The sequence below is a fragment of the Pseudomonas sp. C5pp genome (assembly GCF_000814065.1).
In the GTDB taxonomy this organism is placed as follows: Bacteria; Pseudomonadota; Gammaproteobacteria; order Pseudomonadales; family Pseudomonadaceae; genus Aquipseudomonas; species Aquipseudomonas asiatica.
Window position 1 is genome coordinate 15,382 of record NZ_JWLN01000021.1, and the last position, 18,951, is coordinate 34,332.

Annotated in this window: 19 protein-coding genes; 7 read left to right on the forward strand and 12 right to left on the reverse strand. The window is 63.0% G+C overall.

Annotated features, from left to right (window positions below; genetic code table 11):
• Positions 1 to 82: 82 nt before the first annotated feature.
• Positions 83 to 982 (reverse strand): Hsp33 family molecular chaperone HslO, encoded by a 900-nt coding sequence (gene hslO, locus RR51_RS17485; protein WP_015268604.1) that lies wholly within the window; start codon positions 980 to 982, stop codon positions 83 to 85.
• Positions 983 to 1,104: 122 nt separating this feature from the next.
• On the opposite strand from hslO, the gene RR51_RS17490 reads away from it, so the two are divergent.
• Entirely contained in the window at positions 1,105 to 1,899 is a 795-nt protein-coding gene (locus RR51_RS17490; protein ID WP_039614247.1) for a phosphatase PAP2 family protein, read from the forward strand.
• A 129-nt stretch (positions 1,900 to 2,028) separates the two neighbouring features.
• On the opposite strand, the gene RR51_RS17495 is transcribed toward RR51_RS17490, so the two are convergent.
• Positions 2,029 to 2,430 (reverse strand): RNA-binding S4 domain-containing protein, encoded by a 402-nt coding sequence (locus RR51_RS17495; protein ID WP_013970457.1) that lies wholly within the window; start codon positions 2,428 to 2,430, stop codon positions 2,029 to 2,031.
• Positions 2,431 to 2,539: 109 nt separating this feature from the next.
• Here RR51_RS17495 and rimB point away from each other — a divergent pair, with 109 nt between their 5' ends.
• Both rimB and rimK read left to right on the forward strand, forming a co-directional pair.
• Positions 2,540 to 3,022, forward strand: coding sequence for a retropepsin-like aspartic endopeptidase RimB (rimB, locus tag RR51_RS17500; protein WP_003257436.1), 483 nt, complete (start codon positions 2,540 to 2,542; stop codon positions 3,020 to 3,022).
• On the forward strand, positions 3,019 to 3,924 hold the full coding sequence (gene rimK / locus RR51_RS17505; RefSeq protein ID WP_013970455.1) for a 30S ribosomal protein S6--L-glutamate ligase: 906 nt from the start codon (positions 3,019 to 3,021) through the stop codon (positions 3,922 to 3,924). The genes rimB and rimK overlap by 4 nt, the downstream gene beginning before the upstream one ends.
• 114 nt (positions 3,925 to 4,038) lie before the next feature.
• Here the strand turns inward: rimK and RR51_RS17510 are convergent, their stop codons facing one another.
• On the reverse strand, positions 4,039 to 5,352 hold the full coding sequence (locus tag RR51_RS17510; protein ID WP_013970454.1) for an ATP-binding protein: 1,314 nt from the start codon (positions 5,350 to 5,352) through the stop codon (positions 4,039 to 4,041).
• A 13-nt stretch (positions 5,353 to 5,365) separates the two neighbouring features.
• Positions 5,366 to 6,106, reverse strand: a complete 741-nt coding sequence (gene ompR / locus RR51_RS17515) for an osmolarity response regulator transcription factor OmpR (protein WP_012270052.1) — start codon at positions 6,104 to 6,106, stop codon at positions 5,366 to 5,368.
• 217 nt (positions 6,107 to 6,323) lie between these two features.
• On the opposite strand from ompR, the gene RR51_RS17520 reads away from it, so the two are divergent.
• The 4 genes from RR51_RS17520 (at position 6,324) to RR51_RS17535 (ending at position 11,394) form a co-directional block, all read left to right on the forward strand.
• Positions 6,324 to 8,648 carry a Tex family protein gene (locus tag RR51_RS17520; protein WP_015268601.1) on the forward strand — a complete coding sequence of 775 codons (2,325 nt, stop codon included), beginning with the start codon at positions 6,324 to 6,326 and terminating at the stop codon, positions 8,646 to 8,648.
• Entirely contained in the window at positions 8,648 to 9,031 is a 384-nt protein-coding gene (locus RR51_RS17525; RefSeq protein WP_003257433.1) for a PaaI family thioesterase, read from the forward strand. The genes RR51_RS17520 and RR51_RS17525 overlap by 1 nt, the downstream gene beginning before the upstream one ends.
• A gap of 153 nt (positions 9,032 to 9,184) precedes the next feature.
• Positions 9,185 to 10,762, forward strand: a complete 1,578-nt coding sequence (gene gshA, locus RR51_RS17530; protein ID WP_161795749.1) for a glutamate--cysteine ligase — start codon at positions 9,185 to 9,187, stop codon at positions 10,760 to 10,762.
• Positions 10,762 to 11,394, forward strand: coding sequence for a TetR/AcrR family transcriptional regulator (locus tag RR51_RS17535; RefSeq protein ID WP_039614249.1), 633 nt, complete (start codon positions 10,762 to 10,764; stop codon positions 11,392 to 11,394). The genes gshA and RR51_RS17535 overlap by 1 nt, the downstream gene beginning before the upstream one ends.
• Before the next feature lie 139 nt (positions 11,395 to 11,533).
• On the opposite strand, the gene RR51_RS17540 is transcribed toward RR51_RS17535, so the two are convergent.
• From RR51_RS17540 to RR51_RS17575, 8 genes are all read right to left on the reverse strand, one after another.
• Positions 11,534 to 11,749 carry a TOBE domain-containing protein gene (locus RR51_RS17540; protein WP_003255829.1) on the reverse strand — a complete coding sequence of 72 codons (216 nt, stop codon included), beginning with the start codon at positions 11,747 to 11,749 and terminating at the stop codon, positions 11,534 to 11,536.
• A gap of 40 nt (positions 11,750 to 11,789) precedes the next feature.
• Positions 11,790 to 12,602, reverse strand: coding sequence for an aliphatic sulfonates ABC transporter ATP-binding protein (gene ssuB, locus RR51_RS17545; protein WP_013970450.1), 813 nt, complete (start codon positions 12,600 to 12,602; stop codon positions 11,790 to 11,792).
• The gene (gene ssuC / locus RR51_RS17550; RefSeq protein ID WP_039614250.1) at positions 12,599 to 13,396 is read right to left on the reverse strand and encodes an aliphatic sulfonate ABC transporter permease SsuC; all 798 of its coding nucleotides are present in this window, start codon (positions 13,394 to 13,396) and stop codon (positions 12,599 to 12,601) included. Before ssuC ends, ssuB begins: the two co-directional genes overlap by 4 nt.
• Before the next feature lie 10 nt (positions 13,397 to 13,406).
• Positions 13,407 to 14,555: an FMNH2-dependent alkanesulfonate monooxygenase gene (gene ssuD / locus RR51_RS17555; protein ID WP_039614251.1), complete on the reverse strand. Its 1,149-nt coding sequence runs from the start codon at positions 14,553 to 14,555 to the stop codon at positions 13,407 to 13,409.
• Between the two features lie 58 nt (positions 14,556 to 14,613).
• On the reverse strand, positions 14,614 to 15,579 hold the full coding sequence (locus RR51_RS17560; RefSeq protein ID WP_039614252.1) for a sulfonate ABC transporter substrate-binding protein: 966 nt from the start codon (positions 15,577 to 15,579) through the stop codon (positions 14,614 to 14,616).
• A gap of 84 nt (positions 15,580 to 15,663) precedes the next feature.
• Positions 15,664 to 16,257, reverse strand: a complete 594-nt coding sequence (gene ssuE / locus RR51_RS17565; protein ID WP_039614253.1) for an NADPH-dependent FMN reductase — start codon at positions 16,255 to 16,257, stop codon at positions 15,664 to 15,666.
• 289 nt (positions 16,258 to 16,546) lie between these two features.
• Positions 16,547 to 17,185, reverse strand: a complete 639-nt coding sequence (locus tag RR51_RS17570; RefSeq protein WP_013970445.1) for a peroxiredoxin — start codon at positions 17,183 to 17,185, stop codon at positions 16,547 to 16,549.
• Between the two features lie 165 nt (positions 17,186 to 17,350).
• Complete coding sequence (locus tag RR51_RS17575; protein ID WP_039614254.1) at positions 17,351 to 18,685, reverse strand: OprD family porin; 1,335 nt, start codon at positions 18,683 to 18,685, stop codon at positions 17,351 to 17,353.
• Positions 18,686 to 18,951 lie beyond the last annotated feature (266 nt).

Genomic DNA, 18,951 nt, shown 5'->3' on the forward strand with positions numbered 1-18,951 from the left:
AACGCCCAAAAAAAGTAGGCCCCTCCTGTCAGAACTGCGCTTTTGCGCAATTCGACAGGAGATTGTCCTGTGGTTAAACGTTTCAGTGACGAGTTTCTGAGGCTACGTCAGTGCCGCCACCGGCAAACAGTTGCGCCACATCGCTGGCGTCGAAGAAATAGCGCTCGTTGCAGAACTGGCAATCGATCTCCACCTGCCCGCCGCATTCTTCAACCAGCGCCTTGGCATCGTGCTCGCCCAAACTGACCAGCGCATTGCCGGAACGTTCGCGAGAGCAGCTGCAGTTGAAGCGCAGCGGCTGGATATCGAACAGGCGCACGGCATCTTCGTGGTACAGGCGGTGCAGCAGAGTTTCGTTGTCCAGCGCCCACTCATCAGCCTTGAGCGTGGTGGCCAATGCCACAACGTGCTGCCAGCTTTCCTCACGCTCTTCATCGTCCGGCTGGCGATCGCGCGGCAGTTGCTGCAGCAGCAGGCCACGGGCCTTGCCGCCTTCGGCGTTGAGCCAGAAGCGCGTGTTGAGCTGTTGCGACTGGACGAAGTAGTTGGTGAAGCACTCCGACAGGGTGGCGCCGTCGAGGTCGACGGTGCCTTGGTAGCGCTGGCCCTTGACCGGATCGATGGTCAGGGTCAGGTGGCCGTCGGGCATCAGCTGCGACAGGGTCGCATCCGCCGGGATCTGGTCCGCTTCGTAACGGGCCATGCCACGGATGTCCCGGTCACCGGAACATTCGACCATCAACAGCGGGATCGGTCCTGCGGAACGCGCCTGCAGAATCAGCAGGCCGTCGAACTTCAGCGCCCCCACCAGCAAGGCGGTGGCGGCCATCAGCTCGCCCAGCAGTGCCTGCACCGGCTGCGGGTACTCATGACGCGCCAGCACCGCGGCGTAGCTGTCATCGAGAGACACCCACTCGCCGCGCACATCGCGCTCGTCGAAGATGAAACGTTGGGTGAAATCGGTATCAGGCAAGTCGCTCATAGGTTTTGGCTATCTGAAAAATGATGACAAAATGGTTACAAGGGTTGTCGGAAAACATGCGAGAACCCCGTGACAGAGCGCTCACAAGGCGCTCCGATTCCTGTTTGCAATAGAGGTATTTTATGGACAATCGACCACTGTTCCAAGCAAGGTGGTCCTGGGGGCCATTGGCAGCCTGTACGCTGCTTCCTATCGCTCTACTGTGTTTCTGGTTATGGCCCATTGGCCAGATCTTGTGCCTGACTTTCGACGAGTGGCTGTTCCACGGCCTGAATGCGCCGCTGGCCGACAACACCACCTGGCGCTACATCTGGACCGTCGGTAGCCTGCGGCCATTCGACATCGTCGTCGGCCTGATCCTTCTGGCAGTGCTTATCCGTGGCGACTGGGTGTTCAAGGCAACCCAGGTCCGCCAGGCCTTTTTCGGCTTCCTGGTCACGCTAATCCTCTTAGTGGTGATTCGCGCGCTGTTTTCCAAGTGGGTGGATGCAGCCGGCTGGCAGCACAAGAGCCCTTCGATGATGTTCGACGAGGTGGTGCACCTCAGCGACTACTATCCGAACCTGGAGGCGGCCTGGGAGCTCAAGGACCGTTCCAGCAAGAGTTTCCCGGGGGATCATGCCTCGGTGCTGCTGGTCTGGGCGCTGTTCATGAGCGTGTTCAGCCGCCGCCTGGTGCAGTACCTGGTGGTCTGGGGGTTGGCGGTATTGTTCATGTTGCCGCGCCTGGTGGCCGGTGCCCACTGGGGGCAGGATGACTACATCGGCGGGCTGCTGATGGCGGTGCTGGCGTTGGGCTGGAGTTGTTTCACGCCGCTGGCGGCCAAGGGAAGTGCGGTGCTGATGCGCTGGACGGCGCCGTTGTTCGCGATCGCGGCCAAGTTACCGTTGGTCGGGCGCTTGGCGGTGACCCGCTAGATCCTTGGGGCTACTGCGTAGCCCATCGCGACACAAGGCCGCTCCCACAAGTACCGCACAAGGCATTCAGGCAACGCCCTGCTTGTGGGAGCGGCCTTGTGTCGCGAAAGGGCCGCAAAGCGGCCCCGGCTATTCGAAGCTCCCATGCAACTGGTGAATCTGCCGCCGCTGCTTCTTGGTCGGCCGCCCATCGGTGGTCACGCCCATCGCCCCGGCCTTGCGCAGTTCCGCCGCCTGTTCACGCCGGCGCACGCTGTCCTCGGTCTCTTCGTACAACGTCTGCGCCTCTGGCGCCCCACGCCGCACCACCGACAGAGCCTTCACCACCACGGTGCGCTCGTCGAACCCGGTGCGCAGCACGAACTCGTCACCCACCCGCGGCTCCTTGCCCGGTTTGCAGCGCTCACCCCGGCAATGCACCTTGCCGCTCTCGATCGCCGCCTTGGCCAGCGCGCGAGTCTTGTAGAAGCGTGCCGCCCACAGCCATTTGTCCAGACGGACCTTGTCGTCGTCTTCGGCTTTTTGTGCCATCCCGTTACCTCGAACGCTGTGTTTCATCGAACTGTACTACCGTAACGATCGGATGCAAAAAATCCCCGCCGTGCTTACAGTTCACCACCTCATCCGCAGGGTGCGTTTCGTGAAGACATTTGACCATTTGACTGTGATCGGCCTGCGCGAGTGGGTCGCCCTGCCCGACCTCGGCGTGGCCGGGCTGCGCGCCAAGATCGACACTGGTGCCAGCACCTCCAGCCTGCACGCCACCGAGGTGGAACCGTTCGAGCGCGACGGCCAGCCCTGGGTCCGCTTTACCGCACATCTTGGCTCGGTGGTGCAGTTGCGCCACCGCCGCTGCGAGGCACCGCTGGTGACCATGAAAACCATCAAGAGCTCCAACGGCCAGGCCCAGACCCGCTATGTCATCCGCACGTCACTGGCCCTGGGCGATGGTGTGTGGGAAGTGGAGTTCACCCTGGCCTGCCGCAAGAACATGCGTTATCGCCTGTTGCTGGGTTCCAAGGCCCTGATCCATGGCCAGCTGGTGGTCAACCCTGGCCTCAAATACGTACAAGACAAACCGGCCTTCCCGGCCACCCTTTCTACTGCCACAGGTGCTGCATGAAGATCGCTGTGCTGTCGCGCAATCCGCGTCTGTATTCCACCCGCCGCCTGGTCGAAGCCGGTACCCAGCGGGGCCACGAAATGGTAGTGATCGATACCCTGCGGGCCTACATGAACATTGCCAGCCACAAGCCGCAGATCCACTACCGCGGCAAGCCGCTGGAAGGCTTTGACGCGGTGATCCCGCGCATCGGTGCATCGGTGACCTTCTATGGCTGCGCAGTGCTGCGCCAGTTCGAGATGATGGGTGTGTATCCGCTCAACGAGTCGGTAGCGATAGCCCGCTCTCGCGACAAGCTGCGTTCACTGCAATTGCTGTCGCGGCGCGGCATCGGCCTGCCGATTACCGGTTTCGCCCACTCGCCGGACGACATCCCCGACCTGATCCAGATGGTCAACGGCGCCCCGCTGGTGATCAAGGTACTGGAAGGTACACAGGGCATCGGCGTGGTGCTGTGCGAAACCACCAAGGCCGCCGAATCGGTGATCGAGGCGTTCATGGGGTTGAAGCAGAACATCATGGTGCAGGAATACATCAAGGAAGCGGGTGGCGCGGATATCCGCTGCTTCGTGGTCGGCGACAAGGTCATCGCGTCGATGAAGCGCCAGGCCAAGCCGGGCGAATTCCGCTCCAACCTGCACCGCGGTGGGGTGGCCAGCCTGATCAAGATCACCCCGGAAGAACGCATGACCGCCATTCGCGCGGCCAAGGTGATGGGTTTGAGTGTGGCGGGTGTGGATATCCTGCGCTCCAACCACGGGCCGCTGGTGATGGAGGTGAACTCATCGCCGGGGCTGGAAGGCATCGAAGTGACCACCGGCAAGAACGTGGCCGCCATGATCATCGAACATCTGGAGAAGAATGGCGGCCCTAATCAGACTCGGACCAAGGGTAAGGGCTGAGATTTTGGGGCTGCTTTGCAGCCCATTCGCAGCACAAGGCTGCTCCTACAAGGGATCGCGCGCCCTGTAGGAGCGGCCTTGTGTCGCGAAAGGGCCGCAAAGCGACCCCGGCAATCACACGGCATTACGCGGCAGCAACAACCCCAAAGGCAACCGTACCCGCGCCTCGATCCCACCCCCGGACCGATTGCGCAACTCCACATTCCCGCCATGCTGCGCCGCGATCCGCTTGACGATCGCCAGCCCCAGCCCGGTGCCCTTGCCCCCCCGGGCCCGGTCACCACGAATGAACGGGTTGAAGATGGTCTCCAGCTCCGACTCGTCGATCCCCGTCCCGCGGTCCAGCACGCTCAGCACCACATACGGCGCACTCTCGTCGCCCGACACATAGGCGGCCACCTCGACCCCTTTGCCGGCGTGGTGCAGGGCGTTGCCGATCAGGTTGCCCAGCATGCGCTTGAGCGAAACCCGGCGCAGCGGGAACGGTGGGATCGGCTCCAGGCACAACCGCACCCGTTCTTCCGGCTGGTTGTACGGCGCCACCACTTCGCGCACCAGGTCGGCCAGGTCGACCTCCTCAACCGGCTCGTCACGCCCATCGCGGATAAAGGCCAGGAACTGGTCGAGGATCGCGTCCATGTCCTCGATATCGCGGACCATGTCGTCACTCAGTTCGCTGTCGCTGTCCAGCAACGACAACGACAGGCGCAGGCGCGTCAGCGGTGTGCGCAGGTCGTGGGAAACCCCCGCCAGCATCAGCTCGCGCTCGCGCCCGGCCTGCTCGACATCCTCGGCCATCTGGTTGAAGGCCTTGTACACCTCGGTCATCTCGCTGGGCGTATCGCTGATCGGCAGGCGCACGCTGCGCCCCTGGCCCAGCTGCCGGGCGGCGAACACCAGGCGCTTGAGCGGCTGGTTCAGCTGGCGCACGAAGATCCAGGCCGAAGCTGTGGACAACAGGCCGATGGCCAGGAACCAACCCAGCACGTTCCAGATCTTCTGCCCACGCAGCGGGTGCGGGTACAGCGGTACCTTCAACCAGCCCGGCCCCAGGCTTGGCGCATTGACCCATAACGCCGGCGGCGCATGAATGCGCAGCCGTACCTCGGTGTCTTCACCCAACTCGGCCTGCATCTGCCGTTGGTAGATTTCGCTGTAGGGCCAGTGCTGCTCACCCTCGGGCACGCCCGAGCCGGTGACCCGGATAAGGCCTGCCGCTTCGGCGATCTTGTCGCGGTTTTCTTCGTCGGCCGCCCAATAGGCGCGCAGGGTCAGCGCAACACCGTGGCTGTACTGACGGTCGACCAGCACGTCCTCGTTCATCAGCAGGTAGACCAGGGTCAAGGCCTTGGAGAACAGGACGACGATCAACACCAGCCACAGGGTGCGGGCGAAGAAACTTTGCGGAAACCAGAGCGGTGTTTTCATCGACGGCGCGGCATCATTTACCGGCGTTTCCGTCCGGCACGAACACGTAGCCCACGCCCCACACGGTCTGGATATAACGCGGCTTGGACGGGTCCGGCTCGATCATGCGGCGCAGACGCGAGATCTGCACGTCGATGGAGCGTTCCAGCGCATCCCATTCACGGCCACGCGCCAGGTTCATCAGCTTGTCGCGGGTCAGCGGCTCGCGCGCGTGCATCACCAGCGCCTTGAGCACGGCGAACTCGCCGGTAGTGAGCATGTGCACTTCATCGCCACGCTTGAGTTCGCGGGTGGCCAGCGACAGCTCGTAATCGCCAAAGGTGACCGACTCGTCTTCGCTACCCGGCGCACCCGGCACGCTCGGTGCCTGGCGGCGCAGCACGGCCTTGACCCGGGCCATCAGCTCGTCCGGGTTGAACGGCTTGCCCAGGTAGTCGTCTGCGCCCAGCTCCAGGCCCTTGATACGGCTGAGCTCGTCACCCTTGGCGGTGAGCATGATGATCGGGATCTGGTTGTTCTGCTGGCGCAGGCGCTTGCACGCCGACAGGCCATCCTCGCCGGGCAGCATCAGGTCGAGCACCACCAGGTTGAACACCTCACGCTGCAGCAGGCGGTCCATCTGCTCGGTGTTGGGCACCGCACGGGCACGGTAGCCCTTGCTGGTGAAGAAACGTTCCAGCAGGCTGCTCAGCCCCGGGTCGTCGTCGACGATGAGAATCTTGTCACCTTCAGCGGTGTTTGGCGTGCCGGTCATGAATAACTCCTCTGATATCGCCGCGCATTATGGCGTAGCCATTGCTGCACGTTGCGTGAGCATTGTTAGCAGATTTTTCCCCCGGCGCCAGTTCCGGCTGGCCGGGCGCCATCACCGCAAGCCGTTTGCGATGGGTATAATGCGCGGCTTTCATCCAGCGCCGCCGGGCGACAGGCCCACAGGCGACCCCCGTATTCACAAATGTCAGGTGGTTTACATGGACAGCATCAACAGCCGTATCGCCGAGGAACTGGGCGTACGCCCCCAGCAGGTCGAGGCGGCCGTGGGCCTGTTGGACGAAGGCTCGACCGTGCCCTTCATCGCCCGCTACCGCAAGGAAGTGACCGGTAGCCTGGACGACACCCAGCTGCGCCATCTGGAAGAGCGCCTGCGCTACCTGCGCGAACTCGACGAGCGCCGTGCCAGCATCCTGGCCAGCATCGAGGAGCAGGGCAAGCTGACCCCGGAACTGGCCCGCGAGATCAAGCTGGCCGATACCAAGACCCGCCTCGAAGACCTGTACCTGCCGTACAAGCAGAAGCGCCGCACCAAGGGCCAGATCGCCCTGGAAGCCGGCCTCGGCGAGCTGGCCGACGGCCTGTTCAACAACCCAGACCTTGCCCCGGAAAGCGAAGCCGCACGCTTCGTCAACGCCGACAAGGGCGTGGCCGACGTCAAGGCCGCGCTGGAAGGCGCCAAGTACATCCTCATGGAGCGCTTCGCCGAAGACGCCGCCCTGCTCGACAAGCTGCGCAGCTTCCTCAAGCAGGAGTCGGTGCTCAGCGCCCGCGTCGTGCCTGGCAAGGAAGAGGAAGGCGCCAAATTCCGTGACTACTTCGCCCATGACGAACTGCTGCGCAACGCCCCGTCGCACCGCGCCCTGGCAATTTTCCGCGGGCGTAACGAAGGCGTGCTGAGCGCCTCGCTGAAGGTGGGCGAAGAACTGCCCGGCACCTTGCACCCGTGCGAATTGATGATCGGCAACCACGTCGGCATCGAGAACCGCAACCGCCCGGCCGACAAGTGGCTGGGTGAAGTGGTGCGCTGGACCTGGAAGGTCAAGCTCTACACCCACCTGGAAACCGACCTGTTCGGCGAGCTGCGCGACAACGCGGAAGGCGAGGCGATCAATGTGTTCGCCCACAACCTGCACGACCTGCTGCTGGCCGCCCCGGCCGGCCCGCGCGCCACCCTGGGCTTCGACCCGGGCCTGCGTACCGGCTGCAAGATCGCCGTGGTCGATGCCACAGGCAAGTTGCTGGACCACACCACGGTCTACCCGCACGCGCCGAAGAACGACTGGGACCGCACCATTTCGATCATGGCTGCGCTGTGCGCCAAGCACTCGGTGGAGCTGATCGCCATCGGCAACGGCACCGCCAGCCGCGAAAGCGACAAGCTGGTGGCGGAGCTGGTCAAGAAGTACCCAGCGCTGAAGATCACCAAGATCATGGTTTCCGAGGCCGGCGCTTCGGTGTATTCCGCATCGGAACTGGCCGCCCGCGAATTCCCGGACCTGGACGTGTCGATCCGTGGCGCCGTGTCGATTGCCCGCCGCCTGCAGGACCCGCTGGCCGAGCTGGTGAAGATCGACCCGAAATCCATCGGTGTCGGCCAGTACCAGCATGACGTGTCTCAGCTGAAACTGGCGCGCGGCCTGGACGCCGTGGTCGAGGACTGCGTGAACGCCGTGGGCGTGGACGTCAACACCGCCTCCGTGGCCCTGCTGACGCGCATCTCCGGTCTTAACGCTACCCTGGCGCAGAACATCGTCGCCCACCGCGATGCCAACGGCCCGTTCGCCACTCGCGCGGCACTGAAAAAGGTCAGCCGCCTGGGTGAGAAAACCTTCGAACAGGCCGCCGGCTTCCTGCGTGTGATGAACGGCGACAACCCGCTGGATGCCTCCGCGGTGCACCCCGAGGCCTACCCGCTGGTGCAACGGATTGCCGCCGATACCGGCCGTGACATCCGCTCGCTGATCGGTGACAGCAGCTTCCTCAAGCGCCTGGACCCGAAGAAATTTACCGATGAAACCTTCGGCCTGCCGACCGTCACCGACATCCTGCAGGAACTGGACAAGCCTGGCCGCGACCCACGCCCCGAATTCAAGACCGCCACCTTCCAGGACGGCGTCGAAGACCTCAAGGACCTGGAACCGGGCATGATCCTCGAAGGCGTGGTGACCAACGTCACCAACTTCGGCGCCTTCGTCGACATCGGCGTGCACCAGGACGGCCTGGTGCACATTTCGGCGCTGTCGGAGAAGTTCATCAAGGACCCGCGTGAAGCGGTCAAGGCCGGCGACGTGGTCAAGGTCAAGGTCATGGAAGTGGACATCCCGCGCAAGCGTGTCGGCCTGTCCATGCGCATGAGCGACACCCCTGGCGAGAAGGTCGATGGCAACCGCGGCGGTAACCGTGGCAATGGCGGCAACCGCCAGCAGCAGGCGCCGCGCCAGCGCGAAACCGCCACCGCAGCACCGGCCAACAACGCCATGGCAGCCCTGTTCGCCAACGCCAAGCAGCTGAAGAAGAAGTGATGGACGTTCCACGCGAATACGTCGAAAGCGCCTTCAGCCAGCTCCTCGGCTGCCGCCTGCAACGCCTGGAGACAGGTGTTGCCGAGGTAGCCCTGGCGCTCGAGCCGCACCTGCGCAACCGTGGCCAGAAGCTGCACGGCGGGGCGATCTTCAGCCTGGTTGACATCGCCATGGGCCTGGCCTGCTCGGCCAGCCATGGCTTCGACCAGCAAAGCGTCACCATCGAGTGCAAGATCAACTACATGCGCGCCGTCAGTGACGGCGAGGTGCTGTGCACCGCCCGCGTGCTGCACGCCGGGCGGCGCACCCTGGTGGTCGACGCCGACGTAGTTCAGGGCGACAAGCTGGTGGCGAAAGCGCAAGGAACCTTCGCGGTTCTCTAGCTCACCAAGCATTATCTGCGGTATTTTCAGCAGTGCGCTGGCACTGCTGGATCCGCGTTAACCAGGCGACAACGCCAGTTCCTTTCTTCCTACCCTTGTAGACCGTTATCTCTACCCCCATATTGGGGCGACTGACGCGTGAAGGAATACATCTTGAGCGACCTCCTCAACCGCCGCCTGAGCCTGCTCGGCGCCAATCTTCCCCTGCTCAAGCAGTGCCTGCACGGTATTGAGCGCGAATGTCTGCGCGTGACCGACGAAGGTCGCCTGGCCCAGACCCCGCATCCGCAAGCCCTGGGATCGGCGCTGACCAACGAGCAGATCACCACCGATTATTCCGAGTCGCTGCTGGAGTTCATCACCCCGGCCCTTCCCGACCCGGCCAAGGTGCTGGAAAGCCTCGAAGAGACCCACCGTTTCGTCTACAGCAAGCTGGGCGACGAATACCTGTGGAGCCCGTCGATGCCTTGCACGCTGCCGGCCGAGGAGGACATCCCGATCGCCGAGTACGGCAGCTCGAACATCGGCAAGCTCAAGCACGTCTACCGCAAGGGCCTGGCCCTGCGCTACGGCCGCACCATGCAGTGCATCGCCGGTATCCATTACAACTTCTCGCTGCCCGAAGCGCTGTGGCCGTTGCTGCGCTCCGCAGAAGGTGGCAGAGAAAGCGACCGCGACTACCAGTCGTCGGCCTATATCGCGCTGATCCGTAATTTCCGCCGCTACAGCTGGCTGCTGATGTACTTGTTCGGCGCCTCGCCGGCCCTGGACAAAGGCTTCCTGCGTGGCCGCCCGCACCAGCTCGAAGAGCTGGATGCCGAAACCTTGTATCTGCCCTACGCCACCAGCCTGCGCATGAGCGACCTGGGCTACCAGAGCAACGCCCAGGCCGGCCTCACGCCGTGCTACAACAACCTGGCCAGCTACACCGACAGCCTGCGCAAGGCGGTGGGCACGCCCTACCCGCCTTACGTCGAAGTCGGCACGCACGTGGATGGCGAGTGGGTACAGCTGAACACCAACATCCTGCAGATCGAAAACGAGTACTACTCGAACATTCGCCCCAAGCGCGTCACCTACACCGGCGAGCGGCCGATCCAGGCCCTGACCTCGCGCGGCGTGCAGTACGTGGAAGTGCGTTGCCTGGACATCAACCCGTTCCTGCCGGTGGGCATCGACCTGACCGAGGCGCGCTTCCTCGACGCGTTCCTGCTGTTCTGCGCGCTGGAAGACAGCCCGCAACTGGACAACGGCGAATGCGGCCAGTGCACCAACAACTTCCTGACCGTGGTCAAGGAAGGCCGTCGCCCGGGCCTGGAACTGCGCCGCAATGGCCAGCCGATCGGCCTGAAGGCCTGGGCCAGCGAGCTGATCGAGCGTATCCGGCCACTGGCCGATCTGCTCGACCAGGCGCAAGGCGGTGCAGAGCACGGCAATGCCCTGGATGCCCAGCAGGCCAAGGTCGACGACGCCTCGCTGACCCCGTCGGCCCAAGTGCTGGCGCGCATGACCGAGCATAACGAAAGCTTCGTCAAGTTCGCCCTGCGCCAGAGTCGTATTCACGCCGAAACCTTCCGCGAGCAGCCACTGCCGGTCGAACGCCAGCAGGCCTTCGAAACCCTCGCCCGCGACTCGCTGGCCGAGCAGTCGCGCCTGGAACAGCAGGAAGTCGGCGACTTCGACCTGTTCGTCGGCGCCTACCAGGCCAGCATCCTGGCGATCAGCAACTGATGACCCGCACTACCACCCCGCGCAAGCCGCGCGCCAGCAGCCAGGCCAGGATCGAGGCGATCCTGGCTGCTGCACGCGAGTTGCTGGCCGAGCTGGGGGTGGCGAGCCTGTCGATCTACAGCGTGGCCGATCGCGCACAGATACCACCGTCGTCGGTGTACCACTTCTTCGCCAGTGTGCCGGCGTTGCTGGAGGCGTTGACGGCCGATGTGCACCGGGCCTTTCGGGAAGCGCTGAGCGCGCCGATCGACAGCAGTGCGTTCAACACCTGGCACGAGCTGTCACGGCTGATCGAGCAGCGGATGCTGGATATCTACAACGAGGACGCGGCGGCGCGGCAACTGATCCTGGCCCAGCATGGCCTGAGCGAAGTGGTGCAGGCCGACCGGCAGCACGACATGGAACTGGGCGACTTGATGCACAAGTTGTTCGACCAACACTTTCATCTGCCGGTGATGCCGGTGGATGTGGACGTGTTTGCCCTGGCCATGGAATTGAGTGACCGGGTGTATGCGCGGTCGGTGCAGCTGCATGAGGCGATCACCCCGCGCATGGCCGAGGAAGGCAAGCGAGTGTTCGAGGCGTATCTGGGGTTGTATCTACCGCCATTTCTGGCGAAGCGTTCCAGCTGAGATCATTGGGGCCGCTGTGCGGCCCTTCGCGGGCACGCCCGCTCCCACAGGGTCCGCGCAAAACCTGAAACCTGCGCAGTACCTGTGGGAGCGGGCGTGCCCGCGAAGGGCTGCACAGCAGCCCCATGGTCCACACCCATCACAGCTTCGCGATGGACACTTCAGTCGATTTCACGAAGGCAATCACTTCACTGCCCACCTGCAGCTCCAGCTCACGCACGGAGCGGGTGGTGATGACCGAAGTGACGATGCCCGAGGCGGTCTGCACGTCGATTTCCGACAGTACCGGGCCTTCCAGGATTTCCTTCACGGTGCCTTTGAACTGGTTGCGAACGTTGATGGCTTTGATGGTCATGACTTGATTCCTTCTCTATGGCTTCAGTCTGGTAAGTGAGTCAGTGCGCCCAACGCAGTTGCGTGGGCAAAGGGGCTACAGGATCCGGCTCGGGCGCAGCGCCCGGGGCCGACAGAACACGGTTGAGCACTTCGCTTTCCAGCGCGGCCAGGCGGTGCGAACCACGCGCCCGAGGCCGTGCCAGGTCGACAGTGAGGTCGAGCCCGACTTCGCCGTCCTCGATCAGGATCACCCGGTCAGCCACGGCGACTGCCTCGCTGACATCGTGGGTAACCAGCAACACGGTGAAGCCGTGCTGACGCCACAGGCGTTCGATCAGTTGCTGCATCTCGATACGAGTCAATGCATCCAGCGCACCGAGCGGCTCGTCCAGCAGCAGCAGGCGCGGCTGGTGAATCAGCGCCCGGGCCAGGGCCACACGCTGCTTCTGGCCACCCGACAGAGCCGCCGGCCATTCATTGGCGCGATCAGCCAGGCCAACCGACTCCAACGCTTCCAGCGCACGCGGGCGCCAGTCGCCAGACAGGCCCAGGCCAACGTTGTCGATCACCTTCTTCCATGGCAGCAGGCGCGCGTCCTGGAACATCAGGCGGGTTTCTTCGCGGGCCTGTTCCAGCGGCGCGGCACCGGCCAGCAACTGGCCTGCAGTGGGCTGGTCGAGACCGGCCAGCAGACGCAGCAAGGTGCTCTTGCCGCAGCCACTACGGCCGACGATCGCGACGAACTGGCCGGCAGGAATATGCAGCTCGATCCCCTTCAGCACTTCGCGCTGGCCAAAGGTCTTGCGCAGGCCGCTGGAAGCCAGCGGGATGCCACGCAGCAGGCGTGGCGGCTGTTCCTTGAGTACGGTCATGCGCCCTCCTTCTTCGCCACTTGATAGGCCGGGTGCCAGCGCAGCCACACTCGCTCCAGGCCCCGGGCTGCGAGGTCGGCAAGCTTGCCGAGCACGGCATACAGGACGATGGCCAGCACCACCACGTCGGTCTGCAGGAACTCGCGGGCGTTCATCGCCAGGTAACCAATGCCGGCATTGGCCGAAATGGTTTCGGCAACGATCAGGGTCAGCCACATGAAGCCCAGGGCAAAGCGCACGCCTACCAGAATCGAAGGCAATGCTCCGGGCAGGATCACCTGGCGGAACAGGCTGAAGCCGGACAAGCCATAGCTACGCGCCATTTCCACCAGCGCCGGGTCGACGTTGCGGATGCCGTGATAGGTGTTCAGGTAGATCGGGAACAGCGTGCCCAGCGCCACCAGGAAGATCTTTGCCGACTCGTCGATACCGAACCACAGGATCACCAGCGGGATCAGCGCCAGGTGCGGCACGTTGCGGATCATCTGCACCGAGCTGTCGAGCAGGCGTTCGCCCCAGTTCGACAGGCCGGTGATGAAGCCCAGCACCAGGCCGATGCTGCCACCGATGACGAAGCCCAGCCCGGCACGCCAGCCACTGATGGCCAGGTGGGTCCAGATCTCGCCGCTGCGCACCAGCTCGACGCCGGCGCTGACCACGGCGCTGGGCGCGGGCAGAATGCGCGTCGACAGCCAGCCGGCGCTGACCGCCAGTTGCCAGGCAGCCAGCAGCAGTACCGGCAGCGCCCATGGCGCCAGACGCTGGCCAAGGTTGTTGGAAGTTGCACGACTCATGGCCTGGCCCTCAGCTCTGCGCAACGGACTTGGGCAGGATGTCGTTGGCCACCATTTCGCCAAACGGGCTCACATAGCCGCCGGCCTTGGTTTGGTCCGGGCGTTGCACATCCAGGTGCGGGAACAGCAGCTCGGCCACCCGGTACGACTCTTCCAGGTGCGGGTAGCCGGAGAAGATGAAGGTATCGATGCCCAGCTCGGCGTATTCCTTGACGCGTGCCGCGACGGTCGGGCCATCCCCCACCAGCGCGGTACCGGCACCGCCACGCACCAGGCCGACACCGGCCCACAGGTTGGGGCTGACCTCCAGCTTGTCACGGTTGCCGTTGTGCAGGGCGGCCATGCGTTGCTGGCCGACCGAGTCGAAGCGCGCCAGCGAGGCCTGGGCGCGAGCGATGGTGTCGTCGTCCAGGTGCGAGATGAGCTTGTCGGCAGCGGCCCAGGCTTCTTCGTTGGTTTCCCGCACGATCACGTGCAGGCGGATGCCGAAGCGCACTTCGCGACCCTGAGCAGCGGCTTTCGCACGCACCTGGGCGATTTTTTCAGCGACCGCACTCGGCGGCTCGCCCCAGGTCAGGTACAGCTCGACCTGCTCGGCGGCCAGGTCCTGTGCGGCTTCGGAGGAACCACCGAAATACAGTGGCGGGCGTGGTTGCTGGATCGGCGGGTAGAGCAGCTTGGCGCCCTTCACCTGGATGTGCTTGCCGTCGTAGTCGACCACCTCGCCTTCCAGCACCTTGCGCCAGATACGGGTGAACTCTACAGAGGCTTCATAACGTTCCTGATGGTTCAGGTGCAGACCGTCACCGGCCAACTCGTCCGGGTCACCACCGGTCACCAGGTTGAACAGCGCGCGGCCGTTGGACAGCCGATCAAGGGTTGCTGCCTGGCGTGCCGCCACGGTCGGCGAAATGATCCCGGGGCGCAGGGCGACCAGGAACTTCAGCCGCTGGGTCACCGGGATCAGCGATGCCGCGACCAGCCAGGAGTCCTCGCAGGAGCGCCCGGTAGGTATCAGCACGCCACCAAAGCCGAGCCGGTCGGCCGCCTGGGCGATCTGCTGCAGGTAGCCATGGTCGACCGCGCGGGCGCCATCGGAGGTGCCCAGGTACTTGCCATCACCGTGGGTAGGAAGAAACCAGAAGATATTAAGGCTCATTGGAGTTGTCTCCTCAAGGGGGCTCAGCCAGGGCGGCTCCCCGGCGCGGGCGAATCAATCAAGGCGCACTGGCGACCTTGGCCGGGGGTGTCCAGATCACGTCCTTGATGCTCAGCGGCTTGGGAATCAGCTTCAGTGCCTGGAACGTGTCGGCGATCTTCTGTTGCGCGGCCACCACTTCCGGGGTGAGCGGCGCGGCACCGTAGCCTTGGCGCTTGACCGAAGTCAGGGTGATATCGGCGGGGAGGCCGAGCAGCGGCGCGACCTGGTCGGTCACTTCCTGCGGGTTGGCCTGGGACCATTCACCTACGGCACGCACTTCTTCGATCAGGGTGTTGATCACCGCCGGGTGCTGGGTCGCGTAGTTGCGGGTGGCCAGGTAGAACTGATGGTTGTCGACCAGGCCCTTGCCGTCACGCAGGGCATGAGCCTGCAGCTGTTTCTCGGCGGCAGCCTGGTACGGGTCCCAGATCACCCAAGCGTCCACGCTGCCGCGTTCGAAGGCGGCGCGGGCGTCGGCCGGGGGCAGGTACACCGGCTGGATGTCGCTGTATTTCAGGCCGGCGTCTTCCAGGGCGCGAACCAGCAGGTAGTGAACGTTGGAGCCTTTGTTGAGAGCGACTTTCTTGCCCTTGAGGTCTTTGACCGACTGGATCGGCGAGCCCTTCGGCACCAGGATCGCCTCGCTGTGCGGCGCTGGCGGCTCGTAGGCGACGTACAGCAGGTCGGCACCGGCGGCCTGGGCGAACACCGGCGGGGTTTCACCGGTGACGCCAAAATCGATGGAGCCGACGTTCAGCCCCTCAAGCAGTTGCGGGCCGCCGGGGAACTCGGTCCATTGCACCTGCACGCCCTGCTCGGCCAGGCGCTTTTCCAGCGTGCCCTTGGCCTTGAGCAGCACCAGGGTGCCGTATTTCTGGTAACCGATACGCAGGCTCTCGGCCTGGGCTTGGGTGATGGCGCCGAAGGACACAGCCGCCGCAAACAGGGCGACCAGACCGCGACGCAAGAAGACTGTGCGCATGGCGCTCTCCTGTGCGAGTGGGTTCGGGTTGCACCTGCTTGCCTCGTTGTCGGGCGAGTAAGGTGGTGAAGCGGGTTGGGCCGGTCAGATGCTCCAGCGAGCGCTGATCAGGCGTTCGTTCAATACGCCGGGGGCCACGGGGCGCGGCCGGCGGGCCAGTGCAACGTGGAAGGTTTCCAGCGCGTCCTGCAGGCGTTCTTCCAGCGCCGCTGCCAGCTGCGCGGGCCTGGAGCCTTCTGCGTAGGCGACCTGGCTGTCGTCGGCGAAGATCCCTTGCAGGGTCTCTTGCGCCTTGAGTGCCGACAGCACGGGTTTCAGTGCGTAATCCACCGCCAGCATGTGGGCGATGCTGCCGCCGGTAGCGATAGGCAACACGATCTTGTGTGCCAGGGCGCGTTCGGGCAGCAGGTCGAGCAAGGTTTTCAGGGCACCGGCGAACGAGGCCTTGTACACCGGCGTGGCGACGATCAGGCCATCGGCCTGGGCCACCAGCTGCTGGAAGTGCTGCACCTGCGGGCTGTCGAATCGGGCGTGCAGCAGGTCTTCGGCGGGAAAGTCACGTACCTGGAACGTCACTACCTCGACGCCACGGTCCTGCAGCCACTGGCGAGAACGCTCCAGCAGCACGCCGGAGCGTGAACGGGTACTGGGGCTACCACCGATTGAGACGACCAGCATTGCAGCGCTTCCTTGTGTTTTGTTGGAGGTGACATTAGCAGTCGCCGCATATATCTAGAAATCATATTTTTTCATTTGTTTATTCCATTTTTATCAAAATCCTGTTTTGGCACTTTCGCGGGTAAACCCGCTCCCACAGGGACCGCACGAGGCCTGAGACTTGCGCTGTTCCTGTGGGAGCGGGCATGCCCGCGAAGAAGCCAACGCAGTTTCAGCAGGCAGAAAAAAGGGCCGTCGAAACGGCCCGAATATCCCTGCTATGGCTAAGAGCAATGCAACGAGGAATCCTTTAACGATTGGGCTGCGGGGTCAGCCGCAGATAGGGTTTGACCGCCCGGTAACCTTTGGGGAAACGCTGCTTGATCTCTTCCTCGTCCTTCAGCGAGGGCACGATTACCACGTCGTCACCGTCCTGCCAGTTACCTGGCGTGGCGACCTTGTGGTTGTCGGTCAGCTGCAGCGAGTCGATTACGCGCAAGATTTCGTTGAAGTTGCGCCCGGTACTGGCTGGGTAGGTGATGGTCAGGCGCACCTTCTTGTTCGGGTCGATGACGAACAGCGAGCGCACGGTCAGGGTGTCGCTGGCATTCGGGTGGATCAGGTCGTACAGGTCGGACACCTTGCGGTCGGCGTCGGCAATGATCGGGAAGTTGACCACGGTGTTCTGGGTCTCGTTGATGTCATCGATCCAGCGGTGATGCGAATCGACCGGGTCCACCGACAGGGCGATGGCCTTGACCCCACGTTTGGCGAAATCGTCCTTCAGCTTGGCGGTCAGGCCCAGCTCGGTGGTGCACACCGGGGTGAAGTCGGCTGGGTGAGAGAACAACACCCCCCAGCTGTTGCCCAGCCACTCGTGGAAGCGGATCTTGCCTTCGCTGGAATCCTGTTCGAAATCGGGGGCGATATCGCCGAGTTTTAGGCTCATGGGCTGCGGCTCCTGTGCTGGGTTCTGTACCGTGTGGGTTCAATGTGCCTGCATTCGATTAAAAACAAAAAGAATAAATACTGATTTGTTTATAACCATTAGACATACAAAATTGCAGGCACAAAAAAGCCTCGCACTAGGCGAGGCTTCTTGTTCAGCTACGGCTTACAGGAAGTTGTAAGTGTAGTTCACGATGAAGCGAGTCTGGTCTTTGTCCCCGATGCTTTCGCCGCTACCACGGTAAACACCCTGACGCAGGCTGAAGCCCAGGCCTTTGAGGGAGCCTTGCTGAATGGTGTAGTCGACGCGTGCGTCACGTTCCCATTCGTTGTAGCTGCCGTCGCCCGACTTGTTGCGGATGTCGTCACCACGCAGGTAGGCCACCGAAGCCTTCAGGCCTGGAACGCCCAGGGACGCGAAGTCATAGGAGTACTGACCGAAGGTGGTGTTCTCACCGGCACGAGCGAACTGGTTGATCATGCTGTCGGTGAACAGGTAGAAGCTTGAGCCGCCATTGCCTTCCAGCGAGGAAGTGGCGCCGTCCTTGCGGACGCTACCTTGGTTCAGCCAGACGAAACCACCATCGTCACCCACTTGCTGGTGGCCGAGCATCAGCGCGTGACCACCCAGGGTGTAGGTGAACATGGCGCTCCAGGTCTTGTTGTCGACCTCGCCCCCGTTCTTCGCGTAGCCACCGTTGTTGTCGAAGGCGTAACCGGTCTCGCCATTCTTGCCATCGCTGCGGCTATCGAAGTAGCGCAGGTCGGTCTTGAACGACTGGTTGTCGGCGATCTTGAAGACGTGGGTAGCACCCAGGAAGTGCTGCTTGTAGAAGTCTTCCAGGTTCGAGTAGTAGTACTGCAGGGTCAGGTCGGGAGTGAGCTTGTAGTCACCACCGGCGAACTGGAACTTGTTGCTGTCGCGGAAGGCGCCAGAAACGGAAAGACCGGTACGGTTGCTCGAAGCACGACCCATGGCGTGGGTCAATTGACCTGCGTTGAAGGTCAGGTTGTCGATTTCCTTCGACTGGAGGGTGCCACCCTCGAAGGTCTGCGGCAGCAGACGGCCGTCGTTGGAGACCAGGATCGGCAGCATAGGTGCCAGGGCGCTACCGTAGTGGACCTCGGTCTTGGAGAAGCGAGCCTTGGCGTTACCACCAATGCGTGCCCAGTCGTGAACTGCCGAACCATCGGAGTCGCTTGGGAAGAAGGTGTTGTTGGCATCTGGGCGGCTACCACGGCCACCATCCAGGTGAATGCCCCACAAAGCCTGGACGTCGACACCAAAACCTACGGTGCCTTCGGTGAAGCCAGACAGGTAGTCAAGCTTGAAGCCCTGACCGCTTTCTTTCTGGTCGATACCGCTTTCGCGGTTGTCATCGTTGAAGTACATGGTGCGCGAGCTGAGCGACAGCTTGCTGTCTTCAACGAAACCGGCAGCGCCTGCTTGTTGGGCGAGAACCCCCAGTGCCACGGCCAGGGCCAGGCTGGACTTGTACATGTTTTGCTCCTCTACGTTCTAATTCTTGTGTATCTCTGGTGGCGGGATCTGCTGCCCCGCTCACCGTGGATTGGCGATTTAGTCCCAAAGCGTGACCGTAAAGTCAATCGTTTCTAAACGTTTCGCGACTTTGGTCTAAGACGCCAGCTGCGCTACAGGATAATGACAATCCTATAAATCCAAAATGACCGTTTTATGAATTGGTAAGATTTTTAAGGAATATGTTAGGAATTATTACTGCTATTCGTTAGAAGCAGCACTCTTTC